The following is a 14,900-nucleotide window of genomic DNA, read 5'->3' on the forward strand; positions in this document are numbered from 1 at the left end:
CGGGCCTACGATCGCCGGGCGATCAACTGGGCCAGCCCGATGATCCATCCGGCCAGGAAGCCGTAGCTGGCACCTGCCGTGGCCCACACCAGCGCGACGTGCAGCGCGATCTGAGCCGAGAAGAGCGCGGCGACGAAACCGGCGAGCGCACCCGCGAAGATGCACGCGGTCCAGCCAAGGATAAAAGCGGCGAAACCACCTCGGATCCGCCCGAGTTCCGCCCCTGCCACGAGGGTGAGGAAGGCCGCGATGAGGACGACGACCAGGATCGCCTTGAGGTCCTGCGCCAACAGGTCCCGAGCCGGGGCCCCGCCGTCGAAGGACCAGTGCGGCCAGGCGAGCGTGCGGAAGAACAGCCCGCCGGCGGTGGCGCCCGTGGTGTTGCTGTTGACCCAGTCCGCGAAGATCGGACTACCGCACACCACCACGAGGGTCAGCGCGGCGAGCGTACCGACACCCACCGCGCCACGATGACGCGCCCCAGCGAAAGCCATGAATGAGTAATGCCCTGTCTTCGAAAGCCAGCCGAAGGCAGCATCATATCGGGCATTTAGGGCGCATCCGAAGATCGGGACAGGTAGTCGATGAACGCGGCGCGCAGCAGCGGCTCCGCGTCGCCGTACCCGTGACCGGTGAACTCGCGCCAGAGCGCCACCGCGTCCTCCACGGAAGCGCCGACGGCCCCGAGCGAGGCGTCCAACTCCTCCGTGTCGTCGGCATGTGGCAGGTGGCGCAGCACCGACCAGAAGAAGCCGAGATCCCGGCGCTCGACCGCGCGCACGAAGGCTCGCTTGCGCAACTCTTCAGTGGACAGCGCGTCCAGCTCAGCGAGGCGATCGGTGGTCATGACACACCAGCCTAATCGCCGACGTCAGCGGCCGCTCCAGTCATCACGCCAGCGGTCGTCCGCGCTCGACGCCGGCAACGGACTGGTCCACCCCATCGACCGGGGACCGCTCCAGCCCTCATCGTCGCCGGGCCCGGTCGCGGCCGTCGGGCTGACCGTCCGCCACCGCTCGGACTCGTCCGGAAAGGTCGGGTGTGGCCGGCCGAACGCCTCGACCAGCCGGGTGGCGACCAGGCCCACGCCGATGGCACCCGCGGCGATGGCCAACTGCGACACTCCCGGATGAGTGATCCGCAGGTACCGGATGACCAGGGCCAGCAGCACCGCGGCCAGCAGGGTCCCGAACAGGCCGCCCCGGCGGCCGAAGCCACTGGTACCGCCGAGCAGCGCGCCACCCAGCGCGAGCCCGGTGAGGACGAGCGACGTGTCGGCCGGCTCGACCCGGCGGTCCTGCATTGCCGTCAGCACCCCGGCGGCTGCGGCGAACACCGACGACCCGAGCAGCGCGGCGACGCTGACGGTGGCGGCCGCGCCACCGCGCCGGTCCGCCGGGTCGCCCACCGGGCGGACCCTACCGAGCGTGCGGCGCACCGGCCTGATCGAGCCGAGCAGGCCCCCCACGACAGCGAGCGCCGCGAACCCGGCGAACCAGTAGACCGCATGGGACACCGGCTGGTACGACCCGCGCGGCAGTTCCAGCGTCTGGTGATGCCGCTGGATCCAGAGCACGACGCCGAGGCCGGCGCCGAAGCTGGCCGCCCACGCCGGTACGTGCAGGCCGACGGTCACGAGTGCGATCAGGGCGCCGACGGCGAGCGCGAACGCGCCGGCCTGCGCCGCTGACACGAGGACCCCCCGATTGGCGTGCTCGGCGAAGTACAGCGCCGACGCGAGCGCGACGGGCCCGATCGCGAGGTTGGGCGAGGCGGCGCGCAGGCTCAGCCCGGCACTGACGGCAAGCAGTCCGAGGATGGTCGCGGAGATCATCAAAGTACGCAGGCCGTCGCCGGTCACGGCGAAGCGGCTGTCCCGGTACAGCACGTACCCGATGACGCCTACGCCGAAGAGCAGCAGCAACTCCCACACGAGATGTACGCCCAGACGGTCCCGCCCGGGCTCGCCGTGCGCCGGGTCGTCGAACACGTCTTCGAGATTCGCGAGACCGTAGCCGCGCCCCGCGACGCCGTCCTCCTCGCCGCGGTAGTCCAGCCCGCTGCGCTGGTCCCGGTCGCTTCGAAAATGCGAATCGTCGTAGGCCATGAGCAGTGCCTCCTGCTGCGTCGCGGCGGCCGGCCGCCCGCCACAGCCACTGCGACCGGTTCCGGTGCACGGTACTCGCGCAGGTGCGCGCGCGACAGCCCCGACGTCAGACGCCGCCGGACCGGCCGCCCGACCGCTCGCCGCCGGGCCGGTCCTCGCCGATCCGATCCTCGTCGGGCGGAGTGGGCGGCACACGGCAGGCGCGCTCCAGCCACAGCCCGGCGAGCGTGAGGCCGAGCGCGCCGACCAGGCCCACGATCGCCGGCGGCAGATCCTGGCCGACGTGGGCGATCTGGGTGCGCTGCGGCAGCAGCCACGCCAGCAGACCCGCGTACACACCGGTGAAGAGGGCGCCACCGAGCGCCGAAGCCTTGGCGAGAACCACGTACCAGGCCACGGTCAACGGGTTGACCGGCAGTGTGCCGTCCTTGCGGTCGATGCGGGCTTTCGTGCTCGGCGCGAGCACCGCCTCGACGAGAGCCAGCCCGATCATGACGAACGGCGGCAGCCACGGCAGCGTCGGCATGTCGCCGTAGAAGTGGCTGATCACCAGCCAGGCCACAGCGGCCATCGCCAGCGCCGCCACGAACAGGGTCGATGGGTTCGTGGGCCGCATTCGCGGCTCGGGCGTCCGCTCTGGAGGCGTGCTCATCGTCATGGCTCCAAGGACAGCTCAGCGCATGGGCGCAAGGTCGGCAGATCGGCGGCGACGGGGTCGGCGCGAACAAGGTCGTAGACCCAGCCGTGCCCGGGCAGTTGCGCGTACGGCTGAATGTCCAGCCAGGGCCTGAGCACGAACGCACGCTGGTGCGCCCGAGGATGCGGCAGCACGAGGTCGGGGTCGTCGGAGACGACTGACGCCCCTTCCGCGGTCCAGACCGTGATCACGTCAACGTCCAGCGTACGCGGCGCGTACTGCCATCCGGGGTCCCGAGCCCGACCGGCGGTCTGCTCGAGTTGACGGGCTCTGGTCAACCAGGCATACGGGTCGTCATCGTCGTCAACGGCCAGTACGACCGCATTGAGGTACGGCGGGGACTCACGCCCGTCCGGCCCCGGCCCGCCCCAGGGTGGCGTCTCGTACACGCCGGAGACCGCCATGACGACGTCGCCGAGCGCCGCGACCGCCTCCCGCAGGTGCGCTGCCCGATCGCCCAGGTTGCTGCCCAGCGAGAGAACGGCCCGGGTCATGGCCGCTCCCCCGCGCGGCGGCTCGGTTCTCCCGCGCCACGGCGCAGGGTGACCGCGACATCCGCGAACTCGTGCGGGATCGGAGCCTGCGGTTTGTGAACCGTGACCGTCGCCGCCGACACCCGACCATCGAGCAGGCATGCCGTAGCCAAGCGGTCGGCGAGCGTCTCGATGAGGTTGACCGGCTCACCCTCGACGATCTTCACCAGCCGCTCGGCCAGCTCGCCGTAGTGGACCGTGTCGGCGACGTCGTCACTGGCCGCGGCCGTGGAAAGGTCCAGCTCCAGGACCACGTCGACCACGAAGTCCTGGCCCTCGGCACGCTCGAAGTCGTACACGCCGTGGTGTCCCCGTGCCCGCAGGCCGGTAAGGGTGATTCGGTCGTTCATCGGCAAGCCTCCACGGTCTGCCATACCCGGATCGCGTCCACCGTGTCGCGGACCTCGTGCACGCGTACCCCCCACGCGCCGGCCGCGACCGCGAGCAGCGAGGTGGCGGCCGTGGCGGCATCCCGCTCGGCCGGCGGCCGCGGCGTTCCGTCCGGCCCGCTGAGCAACCTGCCGAGGTACGACTTGCGGCTCGCCCCGACGAGAACCGGCAGCCCCAGCGCCACCACGGCGTCGAGGTGCGCGGACAGCCGCCAGTTGTGCTCAGCCTTCTTGGCGAAGCCGAGACCGGGATCGAGGATGAGCCGGTCGCGTGCGACGCCGGCGGCCACCGCCGCGTCCACCCGCTCGGACAGTTCGGCGCACACCTCTTTCACCACGTCGTCGTAGACGGCGAGTTCGCCCATGCGCCGCGAGTGGCCCCGCCAGTGCATCAGGATCCACGGGCAGCCGGCATCCGACACCACCCGGGCCATGTCCGGATCGGCCAGGCCGCCGGAGACGTCGTTGACCACGCTGACGCCGGCCTCCAGCGCCGCCGCGGCCACGGTCGCGCGCGTGGTGTCGATGCTCATGGACACACCCGCAGCGGCCAGCTCGCGGATGACCGGCAGAACGCGTGCGAGCTCTGTGGCGGCGTCGATCCGCGCGGAGCCCGGGCGGGTCGACTCCCCACCGATGTCCACCAGGTCGGCGCCGTCGGCGATCATCTGCCGGGCGTGCGCCACGGCCGCGTCGACGTCCGCGTACCGCCCGCCGTCGGAGAAGCTGTCCGGAGTCACGTTGAGGATGCCCATGACAACGGGGTGTCGTGCGGCGAGCAGGTCAGTCACAGTGATGACGTTACCTACCGCTGCTCACGCCTGTCGTGCGGCCGTCGTGGCAGCCGGCGCTACTGGCAACGTATCGGTCAGCTTGTTGATAAGAGGGCCTTCAACGTACTCTCAGCGAGTGGGCGCTATTCAGTCTGTTTATGGCACCGAACGCCTCCTACCAGGGCAAAAGCCTGGATAGCAATGCACGTCCGGCCCCGTTCCAGGGGGCGGGATGAGCACCACCAGCGCCCCATCATCGGCAAGGCTGTACACGCGGCGGCGAACGCGCACCGGGAAGGTTGATCGATGATGCTCATAGAGGTTGGCCAGGCGATGTGGGGACACGCTCTGGCGCCACCGAGCGCCGTCCTCGCGGCTCCTGGCGAGATCAACACCGAGGGAATCCTCTCCTTCTTCGCCAGCAAGATCGCACCGATCCTGCTGGCCGTCCTCGGCGTGATCTTCATCGGCCGAGCCAGCAAGGGTGAGGTCTCGCGCGTGCTGACCAGTTCGGCGATCGCCATCATCGGTCTCGCGTTCATCGCGGGCGCGGCCACGCTCCTCGTCGTCGGCGACTCATTGATCAAACTATTCTTCAAATAGGCCGAGACGGGACTGAAACGACCTGCGAGACAAGTAGGCGACGATGCGGCTCCGTACCGACGACGACATCTATCGGGCGAGGCTCGTATACCTGGGCCCGCCCGGGTACACCTTGCCGGTCCAACTCCCGTACGCCCAGTACGGGCTCTTCGTCCTGCTAGTGCCGTTCTATATGTTTCTGCACTGGCTCCTCACCTTCCAGGGACCCGATCTCTTCCCAGCCTGGGAGATCGCGCTCGCGATGGTCACCACATCACTGGTGTTCCGCTACGTCGACCCCGATCGGCCGGCGCGGATGGTCATCCGCACCGCGCTGACCGACTGGCGGCACACCCGGGAACCACGCCACGAGCAACGCGATGCGCGCTTCGTCGCGCGTCGGATACGCATCCGTGAGGAGTTGGGATGACGCGGCGAGGTTTCGATGCCGAGACAGCCGGAGTCGACGACGACCAGGCAACCTGGATCGACTACGACGGTGGCCTGCAAGCTGTCGCCGAAGGCGGCCGGGTCGCCGTCCTGCACGGCGGCGGATCGGACGTACCCGACGATGTCGACTCGCCATTCCTCGGCCTGGTCGAGGCGCCGAGCGGCCCGCGGGAGGGGAAGAACGGCAGCACCGCCCGGCGCGACACCACCCAGCTCACGGTCGAGCCCACCGGCCGGATCCTCGCAGCCCCGAACGCCGACAGCGACCGGAACGGCGCCGCGTTACCGGGCGCGGACGCCCTCGACCCGCCGACCGGCGCGAGCCGGGTCCGCGAACCCGGCGATCGGCCCGCCGCAGACCGTACCCTCCCGGCGCAGCCCACCCGCAAGACCGAACGTGCGGTGGCGCGCACCCAGGAAGCTCCGCCGCCCCACGGACGCAGCCCCCTCGGCAAGATTCCCCGGCCCCGGCACCGGGACCGTGACCCCGCCGTCGAACTCGCGATCACCGAGATCGCCGGGCACCTGACGTTCACCCCGAACTCGGTCACGGCGTGGTACTGGCTGCCCGAAGTGCGGTGGGCGTTCCGTCCCGACGCGGAGCGCGAAGCGCTGCTGTCGGCCATCTCCGAGCAGTACGCCGGCCTGGCCGGTTTCCGCATCCACCTGCGCCGGACGACCCGGCCGTTCCCTGCCGACCAGTGGGCCCGCGTGGTCGACGCGCACGCGCCGAACCCGCTCCCGGCCGTACCCGGCGCACCGTCCTGGTCGGACCACCTCGTCGCAGCCCAGCGGCACCTGCTATCGGTCAACCATGCCGAGGGCCAGACCTACCTGGGCATCACCTTCGCGCGGCGCACCCTCGGCGACACTTTCTCCGAAAAGGTCGGCCGGCTGTTCGGCAAGGGCGTCAGCGGCGGCGAGCGCCGGCGGATGGCCCGGACCATCGAGCAGTTCGACGAGGTGCTCGGCGCCTTCGGCATGCGCGGACGGCGGGTGACCGTCGAGGAACTGGAGTGGTTGCTGTACCGGTCGGTCGCGCTCTGCATGCAGCCGCCGGTCGCCCTGTCCCCTGTGGACAACGGCACCTGGGAACGCGGCGATCTGCTCGCCCTCACCGAGCAGATCGAGCGCTACCGCACCCCGTACGGCTCGACCGTCAAGCTCGTCAACCGGATGACCGGCGAGGAGCGGCACGTAGCCGTACTGACGGTGGGCCGGATGGAGCCCCTCGACATCCCGGAGCGCCACGAGCCGTGGATGCACTTCCACGAACGGCTGCCGTGGGCGATGGAGCTTTCCTCGCGCGTGGACATCCTCGGCCCCTCCGATTCGTTCCGTAACCTCGAGCACCGGCTGCGCCTCATCCGCTCCCAACAGGTCGACTACGCCGAGCACGGCATCGACGCGCCGCCGGAGCTGGAGCGCCTGGCCAAGCGCGCGCTGACCATCGGCGACGACATCACCACCGGGCTGCCGGTGGACTCGTCCCGGGCACACGGCTGGCACCGCATCGCGGTCAGCGGCCGTACCCGCGAGGAGTGCCTGGAGCGGGCGCGGCGGTTGACCCAGCTCTACTCCCGCGAGATGCGCATCTCGCTGCAGCACCCGAAGAACCAGGACTGGCTGGCCCGGGAGTTCATCCCCGGCGAGCCCCTCGCCAACACCGGCTACCTGCGGCGGATGCCCATCAAGCTGTTCGCCGCGGCGCTGCCCCAGGCCGCCTCGACCGTCGGCGACCGCCGCGGCGACCTCATCGGGCGCACCGCCGGCACCTGCCGGCGCCCCGTGTTTCTGGACCTCCACTTCCCGATGGAGGTGCGGGAACGGTCCGGCCTCGCCGTATTCGTCGCCGAGCCCGGCGGCGGCAAGTCGACGCTGCTGGGTGCGCTGGGCTACCTCGCCGCCCGCCGCGGCGTACAGGTGACGCTGCTCGACCCGTCCGGCCCGCTGGCCCGGCTGTGTTCGATGCCGGAGCTCGCGCCGTACTCCCGGGTGCTCAACCTGACCGGTTCGGAGCAGGGCACCCTGGCCCCGTACGCGCTGATCCCGACCCCGCAGCGCTCACACTTCACCACCGGGCCCTCCGGAGACCGCGAGTTCGAGATCGCCGTCTCCAACGCGCGGGCCGAGCGGCGGATGCTCGTACAGGACATCTGCATGATGCTCGTACCGCCGCAGGTTGCGCGGGAGGCGTCAACCGCCACCCTGCTGCGCCACGCCGTACGCCAGGTTCCGGCGGAAGAAACGTCCACGCTGGACGACGTGGTGACGCTGCTGCACAGCATCGGCGACGACGAGTCGAGAGAGTTGGGCAACCTGCTCCTGGACACCGCCGAGATGCCGCTCGCGACGCTGTTCTTCGGCTCCCCTGCGTCCGGCGCACTGTCGTCGGACACGGCGTTGACGGTCATCACCATGGCCGGGCTCCGGCTGCCCGACCTGAAGATCGAGCGCGAGTACTGGTCGGCCGAGGAGTCGCTCGCCCTGCCGATGCTGCACACCGCGCACCGGCTCGCCGTACGCCGCTGCTACTCCGGCGAGATGCACCGGCGCAAACTGGTCGGCCTCGACGAGGCGCACTTCATGGAAGGCTGGCGGTCCGGCCGCTCCTTCCTGGTCCGCCTCGCCCGGGACAGCCGGAAGTGGAACCTCGCCGCACTGGTCGCCTCGCAGAACCCGCGCGACATCCTCGGCCTCGACGTGCAGAACCTGGTATCCAGCGTGTTCGTCGGCCGGATCGCCGAAGACACCGAGATCGCCGCGGAGGCGCTGCGCCTGCTGCGCGTACCGACCGGAGTCGGGTACGAGCAGACGCTCGCCGCGCTGTCCCAGGTGGACGCCTCGTCACAGGCGCGACTGGGGTTCCGCGAATTCGTGATGCGGGACGTCGACGGACGCGTACAGAAGCTGCGCGTCGACGTGTCGTACGTCCCGGACCTGTTGAAATACCTGGACACCACGCCTACGGCCGCCGGTCCCGCGCCGGTGTTGCCACCTATCCAGCCCCACGACCCGGAGGACTGATCGGTGGAGGCGAAACTCCAGCACCGGGTAGCGTCCCTGGTGCTGGCCGTGTTCGTGGGTGCCGTGGCGACGCTCTTCGCAGGCGTGGGACCGGCCACGGCCGCGCCCGTCCCTGTCACGGAGGGACCGAGTGGTCTGTGCACCACGGACGAGTGGCGCAACCCCGCCAACTTCGACAAGTGCGTCGGTGGGCTGAAGGATCTGAGCCAGTCACGGATCCAGTGCGTACAGGCACCGACGCCAGGAGCGCCGGACTCGGGAATGGCCGGCTGGTTCGCGTCTCCATCGGATGAACGGCTACGCAAGCTCGGCAAGCCACATCTGTATACCGACTACGGCTATGCCGGCTACGACTACACGACTTACGACATTGGCTGCGCCCAAACGGTTATGCACCCGGACTACAAGTTCGAGAACACAGTGGCCAATGGCGAATTCATGGTGGCAACGGCGATTATCGGCGCATCCAACGCACTACGCGAACGGGCGTGGGACCCGAAGACTATGTGGGGATGGGCCGACCCTCTCGTAGAGAAGGCGACAAAGGGGGTTTATGACCGAGTCTTCACTGTCTTCGGCGCGATTACGCTGGCAGTCATCGGCCTCTACCTCTTGTGGCGTTCCCGCCAGTCCGACATGTCAAGCGCGATGACAACAGCTGGTTGGGCTGTCTTGGTTATGGTGGTCGTAACGGCTCTCGCGCATTGGCCAACATGGTCCGCCAACATAGCTGACAAGACTCTGATCGGATCGCTGAACGTCATCCACGAAGCCGTAGGGCCGCCGAGCGATGTTCCTCAGGGCCCGTGTCCCGATCCTGCACCAGGGGCGTGCGATGACCATCGACCGCCGGCCGTGAGAGCAAGCGATACTGCAGCCGAGGGCATGCTTTACCGAAACTGGTTGCGCGGCACGCTCGGTTCAGCTGATAGCCAAACCGCACAGAAGTATGGACTTGTTCTTTACGACGCTAAGTCGTTCAGCTGGGGCGATATCAAGAAGATCCGCGAGCACCCTGATGTTCGTCAAGCGAACATAGACCGCAAGCAGAAGAACTGGATGAAGGTCGCCGAACAGATCAAAGAGGAAGACCCGGAGGCGTACGAGTACCTCCAGGGCACTAAAGGTATGGAGCGCATCGGTGCCGGCTTCATCGCAATCCTGGCGTCCTTGTTCTTTGCGATGTTTGACATCATCGCCTCGATCCTGGTGCTTCTGGGGTTCCTCATCTTCCGGTGGGCCGTCATCGCCACGCCGATTCTGGGCACTGTCGGCCTGCTCCGCCCGGCCGCCGGCGGACTTCGCCGGTTGGCCAACGCCGTGGTCGCGGCGATTTTCAACATCATCATTTTCGGCACCGGAGCGGCTATCTACCTGTTCGCCGTTGACCTGGTGATGAGCACCGCGTCGCTTCCCGGTTGGCTTCAGGTCGTGCTGATCTGGCTTACCGGCGTGGTCGGCTGGCTGCTGCTTCGGCCGTACCGGCGGATCACCCAACTCGGCGGAAAAGACTCCTCACGAGCCGTCACCTCGGTCGGCAGTTGGCACCGACTGTTCTTCCGGGACGTGCGGACCGCTGCCGCACTGAAAATCATCGAGGAAGGCGGCACCAACGAGCCGGTCGGTGGTCGAGGAGGTGTACTGGCACAGACCAGCCAACGGCCCGAATCGCGCAGCGAGTCGGTGGTGGCCGCCGGAGGCAGCGGTGCCGACGTCGCGGAGGCGGGACGTCCGGAGCGCACAGCCAGCCCGGAGCCGGCGACCAGCGCGCCGGCAGCCAGCCAGCGCCGCCGGGCCGAGGGTGGTCAGCGCTGGACTGAGCCCGACGTCGTGGACGGGCCACCGACGTACACCGTGTATCGGCCTGATTCCGGGGACGTGACGGTGCCCGCGAACTCGGTTCATCGGCCAGAGTCGGCACCGATGCCCAGGTGAGGTGAGATGCGCCCGGTCCTGCGACTGCTCGGTACACGTTACGGCGTAGCCCTCGTGCTCGCCCTGCTCGTCCTGGGCATCGTCGGAATCACGCGCGCAGTCGCTGGGTCTTACCAGGCGACAACGTTCGGACCCGCGGTCGAGCCATCATTCAGCAGCAGCATCGACCCGACCGCGGGAGACGACAGCGTACTAACTCCCGATAGCCCGGCGCCGCCGAGCACCAGCCCAGGCGCACCGGAGCCCGCGAAGGTCGCGATCGATTTTGTGCAGGCCTGGCTCAACCACACCGGTGTGACAGCCGAGCAGTGGCGAGCGGGCTTCGCCAAGTACGCCACCTCTGCGCTGCGTGACAAGCTCAAGGACACCGATCCGGCGGGCGTCCCGGCGCAGCGGGTGACCGGCTCGGTCGTCCTCGAGAACCGCGCGGCTCAGTTCGTCGAAGCGAGCCTGCCTCTTGACTCGGGCACGGTGCACCTGCGACTCCTCTCTACCAACGGTCGGTGGCTCGTCGATGGGGTCGACTGGGAGCGCACATGACGACCGACTCTCAGGAACCCAGACGGATCCGCATCGGCTTGGTCATCGCGCTGACAGCAGCACTGGCCCTGTTGTGCTGCGGCGGCGGCACGGCCGCGTTCTTCCTGGACGGCTTGAACGGTTCGACCAACTCACAGGCGTTCGGGGCGGACTGCGGTAAGCGCGGGCTGGTCGTCGACCCCAACCGCACCTTCGAGCGGGTCGGTTCGCTCGGCGACGCCCAGATGCGTAACGCGGCCACCATCATCGCGGTCGGCCAAAAGATGCAGGTACCACCGCGCGGCTGGATCATTGCCGTCGCAACCGCACTACAGGAATCCAACCTGAACAACCTGGGCGACCTGGGCCCGAGAAACGACCACGACTCCCTGGGACTGTTCCAGCAGCGGCCCAGCCAGGGCTGGGGAACGCCCGAGGAAATCATGAACCCGGAGTACTCGTCCAGGAAGTTCTACGAAAAGCTGATCACGCTGCGCGACTGGGGGAAGATGCGGTTGACCGACGCGGCGCAAATGGTGCAGCGCAGCGCCTATCCCGACGCGTACGCCAAGCACGAGGGCAAAGCCGCGTTGATCGTCGACAAGCTCACCGACGGAGCCGCCCGAGCGGCAGGATCGCTGGTCGACCTACGCTGTGTCTTCCCTGGTGAGATCTCGGCGTCCGGTTGGACGATTCCGGTACGCGCCCTTGTCGGATCGGGTTTCCGCACCGCCGACCGCCCTAACCACTTCGGCGTCGATCTCGCGGTGGAGAAAGGTACGGAGGTGCACGCGGCATCCGCCGGAGTGGTCATCACCGCCCAGTGCAACGCCCATTCGGCGAACGGTGGGCCGTGGAGCTGCAACGTCGACGGTTCGCCCGCAATCGGGGGCTGTGGCTGGTACGTCGACATCCTGCACGCCGGCAACGTGATCACTCGGTACTGCCACATGGTCCGCAAGCCAGACGTCACGGTCGGCCAGACCGTCACGGCTGGCCAGCGGATCGGGTACTCCGGTTCAAGCGGCAACTCGTCCGGTCCGCACGTTCACTTCGAGGTGCACCTCAACGGCGACTCCAGCAACAACGGCGCGATCAATCCGTTGCCGTTCATGCAGCAGATGGGCGCTCCGCTCGGGCTCAACGAGCCGGTCGCGACAGCACCGGTCGGGACGGCATCGCCGTGACGGATCCACTCTCCGACTGGAGTTTCGATGCCCTGTCCGCCCCGACACCGGCGCCGACACTGCCGCTGCCCGCCGCAGCACATGGCTCCGTCCGGGGCCGTCGCGTGATCATCGGCCTTCCCGGACTCGGCTGGCGCGGTGACATGCGAGCCGACTCACCGGTGATACAGGGCAGCCGCACATACGTGCCGGTACTGGCGGAGCAGGAGTGGTATCGCGCGGAAGCTGAGCAGATCGAGGCGTTCGCTCCCATGGTGCCCATCGAGCGGGTATGGGTGGAGGTGGTCACATCATCGTCCACAATGGCAAAGAACGGTGAGCGCGACCTGATTTCACGGCTCGTGTCTCTCGACGCGCCGCCCCGCCGGGATCCGGTACCGGCGCGTGACGCCGCCTCCCTGACCGGACGACGTGTGATCACTTTTTCCGGCACTGGTGAAAAGGCCGGCCATCAGCGAGACCTCCGAGCGGTGACCGAGCCCTATGCCAGCTCCGACGGAGACATCTCCGTGCGCGTCGCCAGGGAACTCGACTGGTACCGGTGGGCGTGGAGCGGCAATGCACCTAAGACCCTTGAGGTGCCTGTGCATCTGCTGTGGCTGGAGTAGTCAGCCGAGGCGACTCGCCCCGCAGACTCGCCATCCGGATTGATTCTTCATTGCAAAACGCCAGAGCTGAGTCGACCGTGAGACCGGCGTACTGAGCTGGAGGTCTGTTTCCACGGCCGCAGATTCGCCCTTTGTCCGCACGTTCAAGTTCGCAGTCTGCACAGTGAACCGGGTATTAAACTGACCCTCTCGCACCCGGAGGTCCGAGACCACCTGATTAAGTTCACTAAGCTCCGCGTCGCGGCACGTGAACAGAGCCACCCGGCTGTGATCTCTTTCGTTGAACGTCGCTTCCACGAACTGCTCCACAACAACTGCGGGAGTCTTACGATCGGGCTCACTGATCTGACGGTAGAAGACATACCCGAAACCCAGACCACCGACGCACAGCACGGCGAGCGCTCCCAGCACCACCGCCAGGGCGATCGTGACGACTCGCCTCCGGCTGCGACCGGCGGGCACCGCCGGCGCAGCGTCCACCTTGGAGGGCACCACGACGCCGCTCTCCTGCTGCGATGACGGCTCGGGCAGCTTCGGCTCGTCGCTCACCGCATCAGCGTATCCCGATTGGTATTGCTGCGCTCGACCGCGAAGGCGGGGGCGGAAGCGGCAGACCACCTCCCGCTCCCGCCGGTACGCCTACACCCCGCTGGTCACGAACTGGCGGTGCAGCGCCAGCTTCGCCGGCGTCTCGGCCGGCTTCTGCTTGTACATGAAGCTGTGCCGTGCGGCGGCGAAGCCGTTGCGGTCGTCGAACATGTCCCTGGCCATCTCGGCCAGTTCCCGCGTCTCGTAGTACGACAGCGGCTTCGTGGCCCTCCGGGCCCGCTCGGCCTTCTCCTCCAAGGTCGAGCGGAACCCACAGGTGCCGGCCCACGCCGCAGCCTCCTCGTGCAGCCACGTGGCGAACGCGTCAGACTCTCGGGGTCCGACCGCGTCAACCAGGCCGATCGACCGCGCCTGGGCCGCGTCGACCGGAAGCCACTCGGCGGTGAGCCGGGCCGCGGTCGGCGCCGACCCGCAGCGGCAGCGTGTACGTGTGCAGTTCAGAGCCGAACAGTCCCATCTTGCAGTAGGGATTGGGCACGACCCCGTCCCGGGCGAGCACGATGTCGGCCCCGAGACCCAATATCTCCCCGCCTGCGCCTGCGGTTCCGGCGTACGCGGAAATGACCACCTGGTTGGACGCGGTGATGATGCGTCGGCAGACTGTGTTGATCGCGCGGATGTTGGCCCACGCCTCGGTGGCCGGGTCGGCGGCGCGGATGCGGCGCACGATGCTCTCCGCGTCGCCTTTCCATTCGAATGCCCGATCCTCCTGGCGCAGCAGCGGTTGCGCGCCGTCACGTCCGTCGCCAGAGTTCCGAATCGGGCGGGAGTTGGATTGCTGAAAAGAGCAAGGCCGGTACGGCGTGCTCGCCGTACCGGCCTTGCTGTGCTCAGTTGTGTCAGCGCTGCAGGATCAGACCCATGGCCTCGGCGCGGGTCTTGGCATCCTCGCGGAGCAGGCCGCGCACGGCTGACGTGATCGTACGGGCGCCGCCCTTCTTGATGCCGCGCATCGCCATGCACATGTGCTCGCACTCCAGGACAGCGATCACGCCGCGCGGCTCCAGTTGCTTCATCAGCAGGTCGGCGATCTGGGACGTGAGCCGCTCCTGCACCTGCGGCCGCCGGGCGTACACCTCGACCAGCCGGGCGAGCTTCGACAGGCCGGTGATCCGCCCGTCCGTCCCCGGGATGTAGCCGATGTGGGCCACGCCGTGGAACGGCAGCAGGTGATGCTCACAGAGGCTCATCACCTCGATGTCCCGGACGAGCACCAACTCCTCGTGGTTGGCCTCGAACGTCGTGGTGAGCACCTGAGCCGGGTCGACCCGCAGGCCGGCGAAGAGCTCGGCGTACGCCCGCGCGACCCGGGCCGGCGTACGGCGCAGGCCGTCGCGGTCGGGGTCCTCGCCGACGGCGATCAGGATCTCCCGGACAGCGGCCTCGATCCGCGGCAGGTCGACGACGCTCTCGACGCTGGTACCACCCAGCCGCCCGTTGACAAGACGGGCGGCCAGGTAGTCGAGCGAGTCGTCTTCCTCGAG

Annotated in this window: 18 protein-coding genes; 7 read left to right on the top strand and 11 right to left on the bottom strand. The window is 68.4% G+C overall.

What is annotated here, in order from left to right; genetic code table 11:
• Positions 1–5 precede the first annotated feature (5 nt).
• The 7 genes from HC028_RS04290 to folP form a co-directional block, all read right to left on the bottom strand.
• Positions 6–461 carry a hypothetical protein gene (locus tag HC028_RS04290; RefSeq protein WP_239075439.1) on the bottom strand — a complete coding sequence of 152 codons (456 nt, stop codon included), beginning with the start codon at positions 459–461 and terminating at the stop codon, positions 6–8.
• Between the two features lie 89 nt (positions 462–550).
• A complete protein-coding gene (locus HC028_RS04295; protein ID WP_168072992.1) occupies positions 551–847 on the bottom strand; it encodes a hypothetical protein in 297 nt (98 codons plus the stop codon).
• Positions 848–871: 24 nt separating this feature from the next.
• Complete coding sequence (locus tag HC028_RS04300) at positions 872–2,107, bottom strand: ABC transporter permease (protein ID WP_168072994.1); 1,236 nt, start codon at positions 2,105–2,107, stop codon at positions 872–874.
• Positions 2,108–2,213: 106 nt separating this feature from the next.
• Positions 2,214–2,765: a DUF3180 domain-containing protein gene (locus tag HC028_RS04305; protein ID WP_168072996.1), complete on the bottom strand. Its 552-nt coding sequence runs from the start codon at positions 2,763–2,765 to the stop codon at positions 2,214–2,216.
• Positions 2,762–3,298 (bottom strand): 2-amino-4-hydroxy-6-hydroxymethyldihydropteridine diphosphokinase, encoded by a 537-nt coding sequence (folK, locus tag HC028_RS04310; RefSeq protein ID WP_168072998.1) that lies wholly within the window; start codon positions 3,296–3,298, stop codon positions 2,762–2,764. The genes HC028_RS04305 and folK overlap by 4 nt, the downstream gene beginning before the upstream one ends.
• Positions 3,295–3,687 carry a dihydroneopterin aldolase gene (gene folB / locus HC028_RS04315; protein WP_168073000.1) on the bottom strand — a complete coding sequence of 131 codons (393 nt, stop codon included), beginning with the start codon at positions 3,685–3,687 and terminating at the stop codon, positions 3,295–3,297. Before folB ends, folK begins: the two co-directional genes overlap by 4 nt.
• Positions 3,684–4,517, bottom strand: coding sequence for a dihydropteroate synthase (gene folP, locus HC028_RS04320; protein ID WP_203981307.1), 834 nt, complete (start codon positions 4,515–4,517; stop codon positions 3,684–3,686). Before folP ends, folB begins: the two co-directional genes overlap by 4 nt.
• Positions 4,518–4,805: 288 nt before the next feature.
• On the opposite strand from folP, the gene HC028_RS04325 reads away from it, so the two are divergent.
• The 7 genes from HC028_RS04325 to HC028_RS04355 are packed head-to-tail and all read left to right on the top strand — an operon-like array spanning position 4,806 to position 12,807.
• Complete coding sequence (locus HC028_RS04325) at positions 4,806–5,102, top strand: hypothetical protein (protein ID WP_168073002.1); 297 nt, start codon at positions 4,806–4,808, stop codon at positions 5,100–5,102.
• A gap of 43 nt (positions 5,103–5,145) precedes the next feature.
• Entirely contained in the window at positions 5,146–5,511 is a 366-nt protein-coding gene (locus HC028_RS04330) for a hypothetical protein (protein WP_168073004.1), read from the top strand.
• On the top strand, positions 5,508–8,558 hold the full coding sequence (locus HC028_RS04335; RefSeq protein WP_239075438.1) for an ATP-binding protein: 3,051 nt from the start codon (positions 5,508–5,510) through the stop codon (positions 8,556–8,558). The genes HC028_RS04330 and HC028_RS04335 overlap by 4 nt, the downstream gene beginning before the upstream one ends.
• Before the next feature lie 3 nt (positions 8,559–8,561).
• On the top strand, positions 8,562–10,493 hold the full coding sequence (locus HC028_RS04340; RefSeq protein WP_168073006.1) for a DMT family transporter: 1,932 nt from the start codon (positions 8,562–8,564) through the stop codon (positions 10,491–10,493).
• A gap of 6 nt (positions 10,494–10,499) precedes the next feature.
• A complete protein-coding gene (locus HC028_RS04345; protein WP_168073008.1) occupies positions 10,500–11,033 on the top strand; it encodes a hypothetical protein in 534 nt (177 codons plus the stop codon).
• Complete coding sequence (locus HC028_RS04350) at positions 11,030–12,199, top strand: M23 family metallopeptidase (RefSeq protein ID WP_168073010.1); 1,170 nt, start codon at positions 11,030–11,032, stop codon at positions 12,197–12,199. The genes HC028_RS04345 and HC028_RS04350 overlap by 4 nt, the downstream gene beginning before the upstream one ends.
• Positions 12,196–12,807 carry a hypothetical protein gene (locus tag HC028_RS04355; RefSeq protein WP_373313901.1) on the top strand — a complete coding sequence of 204 codons (612 nt, stop codon included), beginning with the start codon at positions 12,196–12,198 and terminating at the stop codon, positions 12,805–12,807. Before HC028_RS04350 ends, HC028_RS04355 begins: the two co-directional genes overlap by 4 nt.
• Here the strand turns inward: HC028_RS04355 and HC028_RS04360 are convergent, their stop codons facing one another.
• From HC028_RS04360 to folE, 4 genes are all read right to left on the bottom strand, one after another.
• Complete coding sequence (locus tag HC028_RS04360; protein WP_168073012.1) at positions 12,808–13,356, bottom strand: hypothetical protein; 549 nt, start codon at positions 13,354–13,356, stop codon at positions 12,808–12,810. It lies immediately after the preceding gene.
• Between the two features lie 90 nt (positions 13,357–13,446).
• The gene (locus HC028_RS04365; protein ID WP_168073015.1) at positions 13,447–13,653 is read right to left on the bottom strand and encodes a hypothetical protein; all 207 of its coding nucleotides are present in this window, start codon (positions 13,651–13,653) and stop codon (positions 13,447–13,449) included.
• A 91-nt stretch (positions 13,654–13,744) separates the two neighbouring features.
• Positions 13,745–14,083 carry a hypothetical protein gene (locus tag HC028_RS04370; protein ID WP_168073017.1) on the bottom strand — a complete coding sequence of 113 codons (339 nt, stop codon included), beginning with the start codon at positions 14,081–14,083 and terminating at the stop codon, positions 13,745–13,747.
• A gap of 172 nt (positions 14,084–14,255) precedes the next feature.
• A complete protein-coding gene (gene folE / locus HC028_RS04375) occupies positions 14,256–14,873 on the bottom strand; it encodes a GTP cyclohydrolase I FolE (RefSeq protein WP_168073406.1) in 618 nt (205 codons plus the stop codon).
• Positions 14,874–14,900: the final 27 nt, after the last annotated feature.

The sequence above is a fragment of the Planosporangium flavigriseum genome (genome assembly GCF_011947225.1).
GTDB lineage: Bacteria > Actinomycetota > Actinomycetes > Mycobacteriales > Micromonosporaceae > Planosporangium > Planosporangium flavigriseum.

Coding starts and splice junctions, on each gene's coding strand:
- HC028_RS04295 (WP_168072992.1), bottom strand. CDS start 847: ATGACCACCGATCGCCTCGCTGAGCTGGACGCGCTGTCCACTGAAGAG.
- HC028_RS04300 (WP_168072994.1), bottom strand. CDS start 2,107: ATGGCCTACGACGATTCGCATTTTCGAAGCGACCGGGACCAGCGCAGC.
- HC028_RS04305 (WP_168072996.1), bottom strand. CDS start 2,765: ATGACGATGAGCACGCCTCCAGAGCGGACGCCCGAGCCGCGAATGCGG.
- folK (WP_168072998.1), bottom strand. CDS start 3,298: ATGACCCGGGCCGTTCTCTCGCTGGGCAGCAACCTGGGCGATCGGGCA.
- folB (WP_168073000.1), bottom strand. CDS start 3,687: ATGAACGACCGAATCACCCTTACCGGCCTGCGGGCACGGGGACACCAC.
- HC028_RS04325 (WP_168073002.1), top strand. CDS start 4,806: ATGATGCTCATAGAGGTTGGCCAGGCGATGTGGGGACACGCTCTGGCG.
- HC028_RS04330 (WP_168073004.1), top strand. CDS start 5,146: ATGCGGCTCCGTACCGACGACGACATCTATCGGGCGAGGCTCGTATAC.
- HC028_RS04335 (WP_239075438.1), top strand. CDS start 5,508: ATGACGCGGCGAGGTTTCGATGCCGAGACAGCCGGAGTCGACGACGAC.
- HC028_RS04345 (WP_168073008.1), top strand. CDS start 10,500: ATGCGCCCGGTCCTGCGACTGCTCGGTACACGTTACGGCGTAGCCCTC.
- HC028_RS04350 (WP_168073010.1), top strand. CDS start 11,030: ATGACGACCGACTCTCAGGAACCCAGACGGATCCGCATCGGCTTGGTC.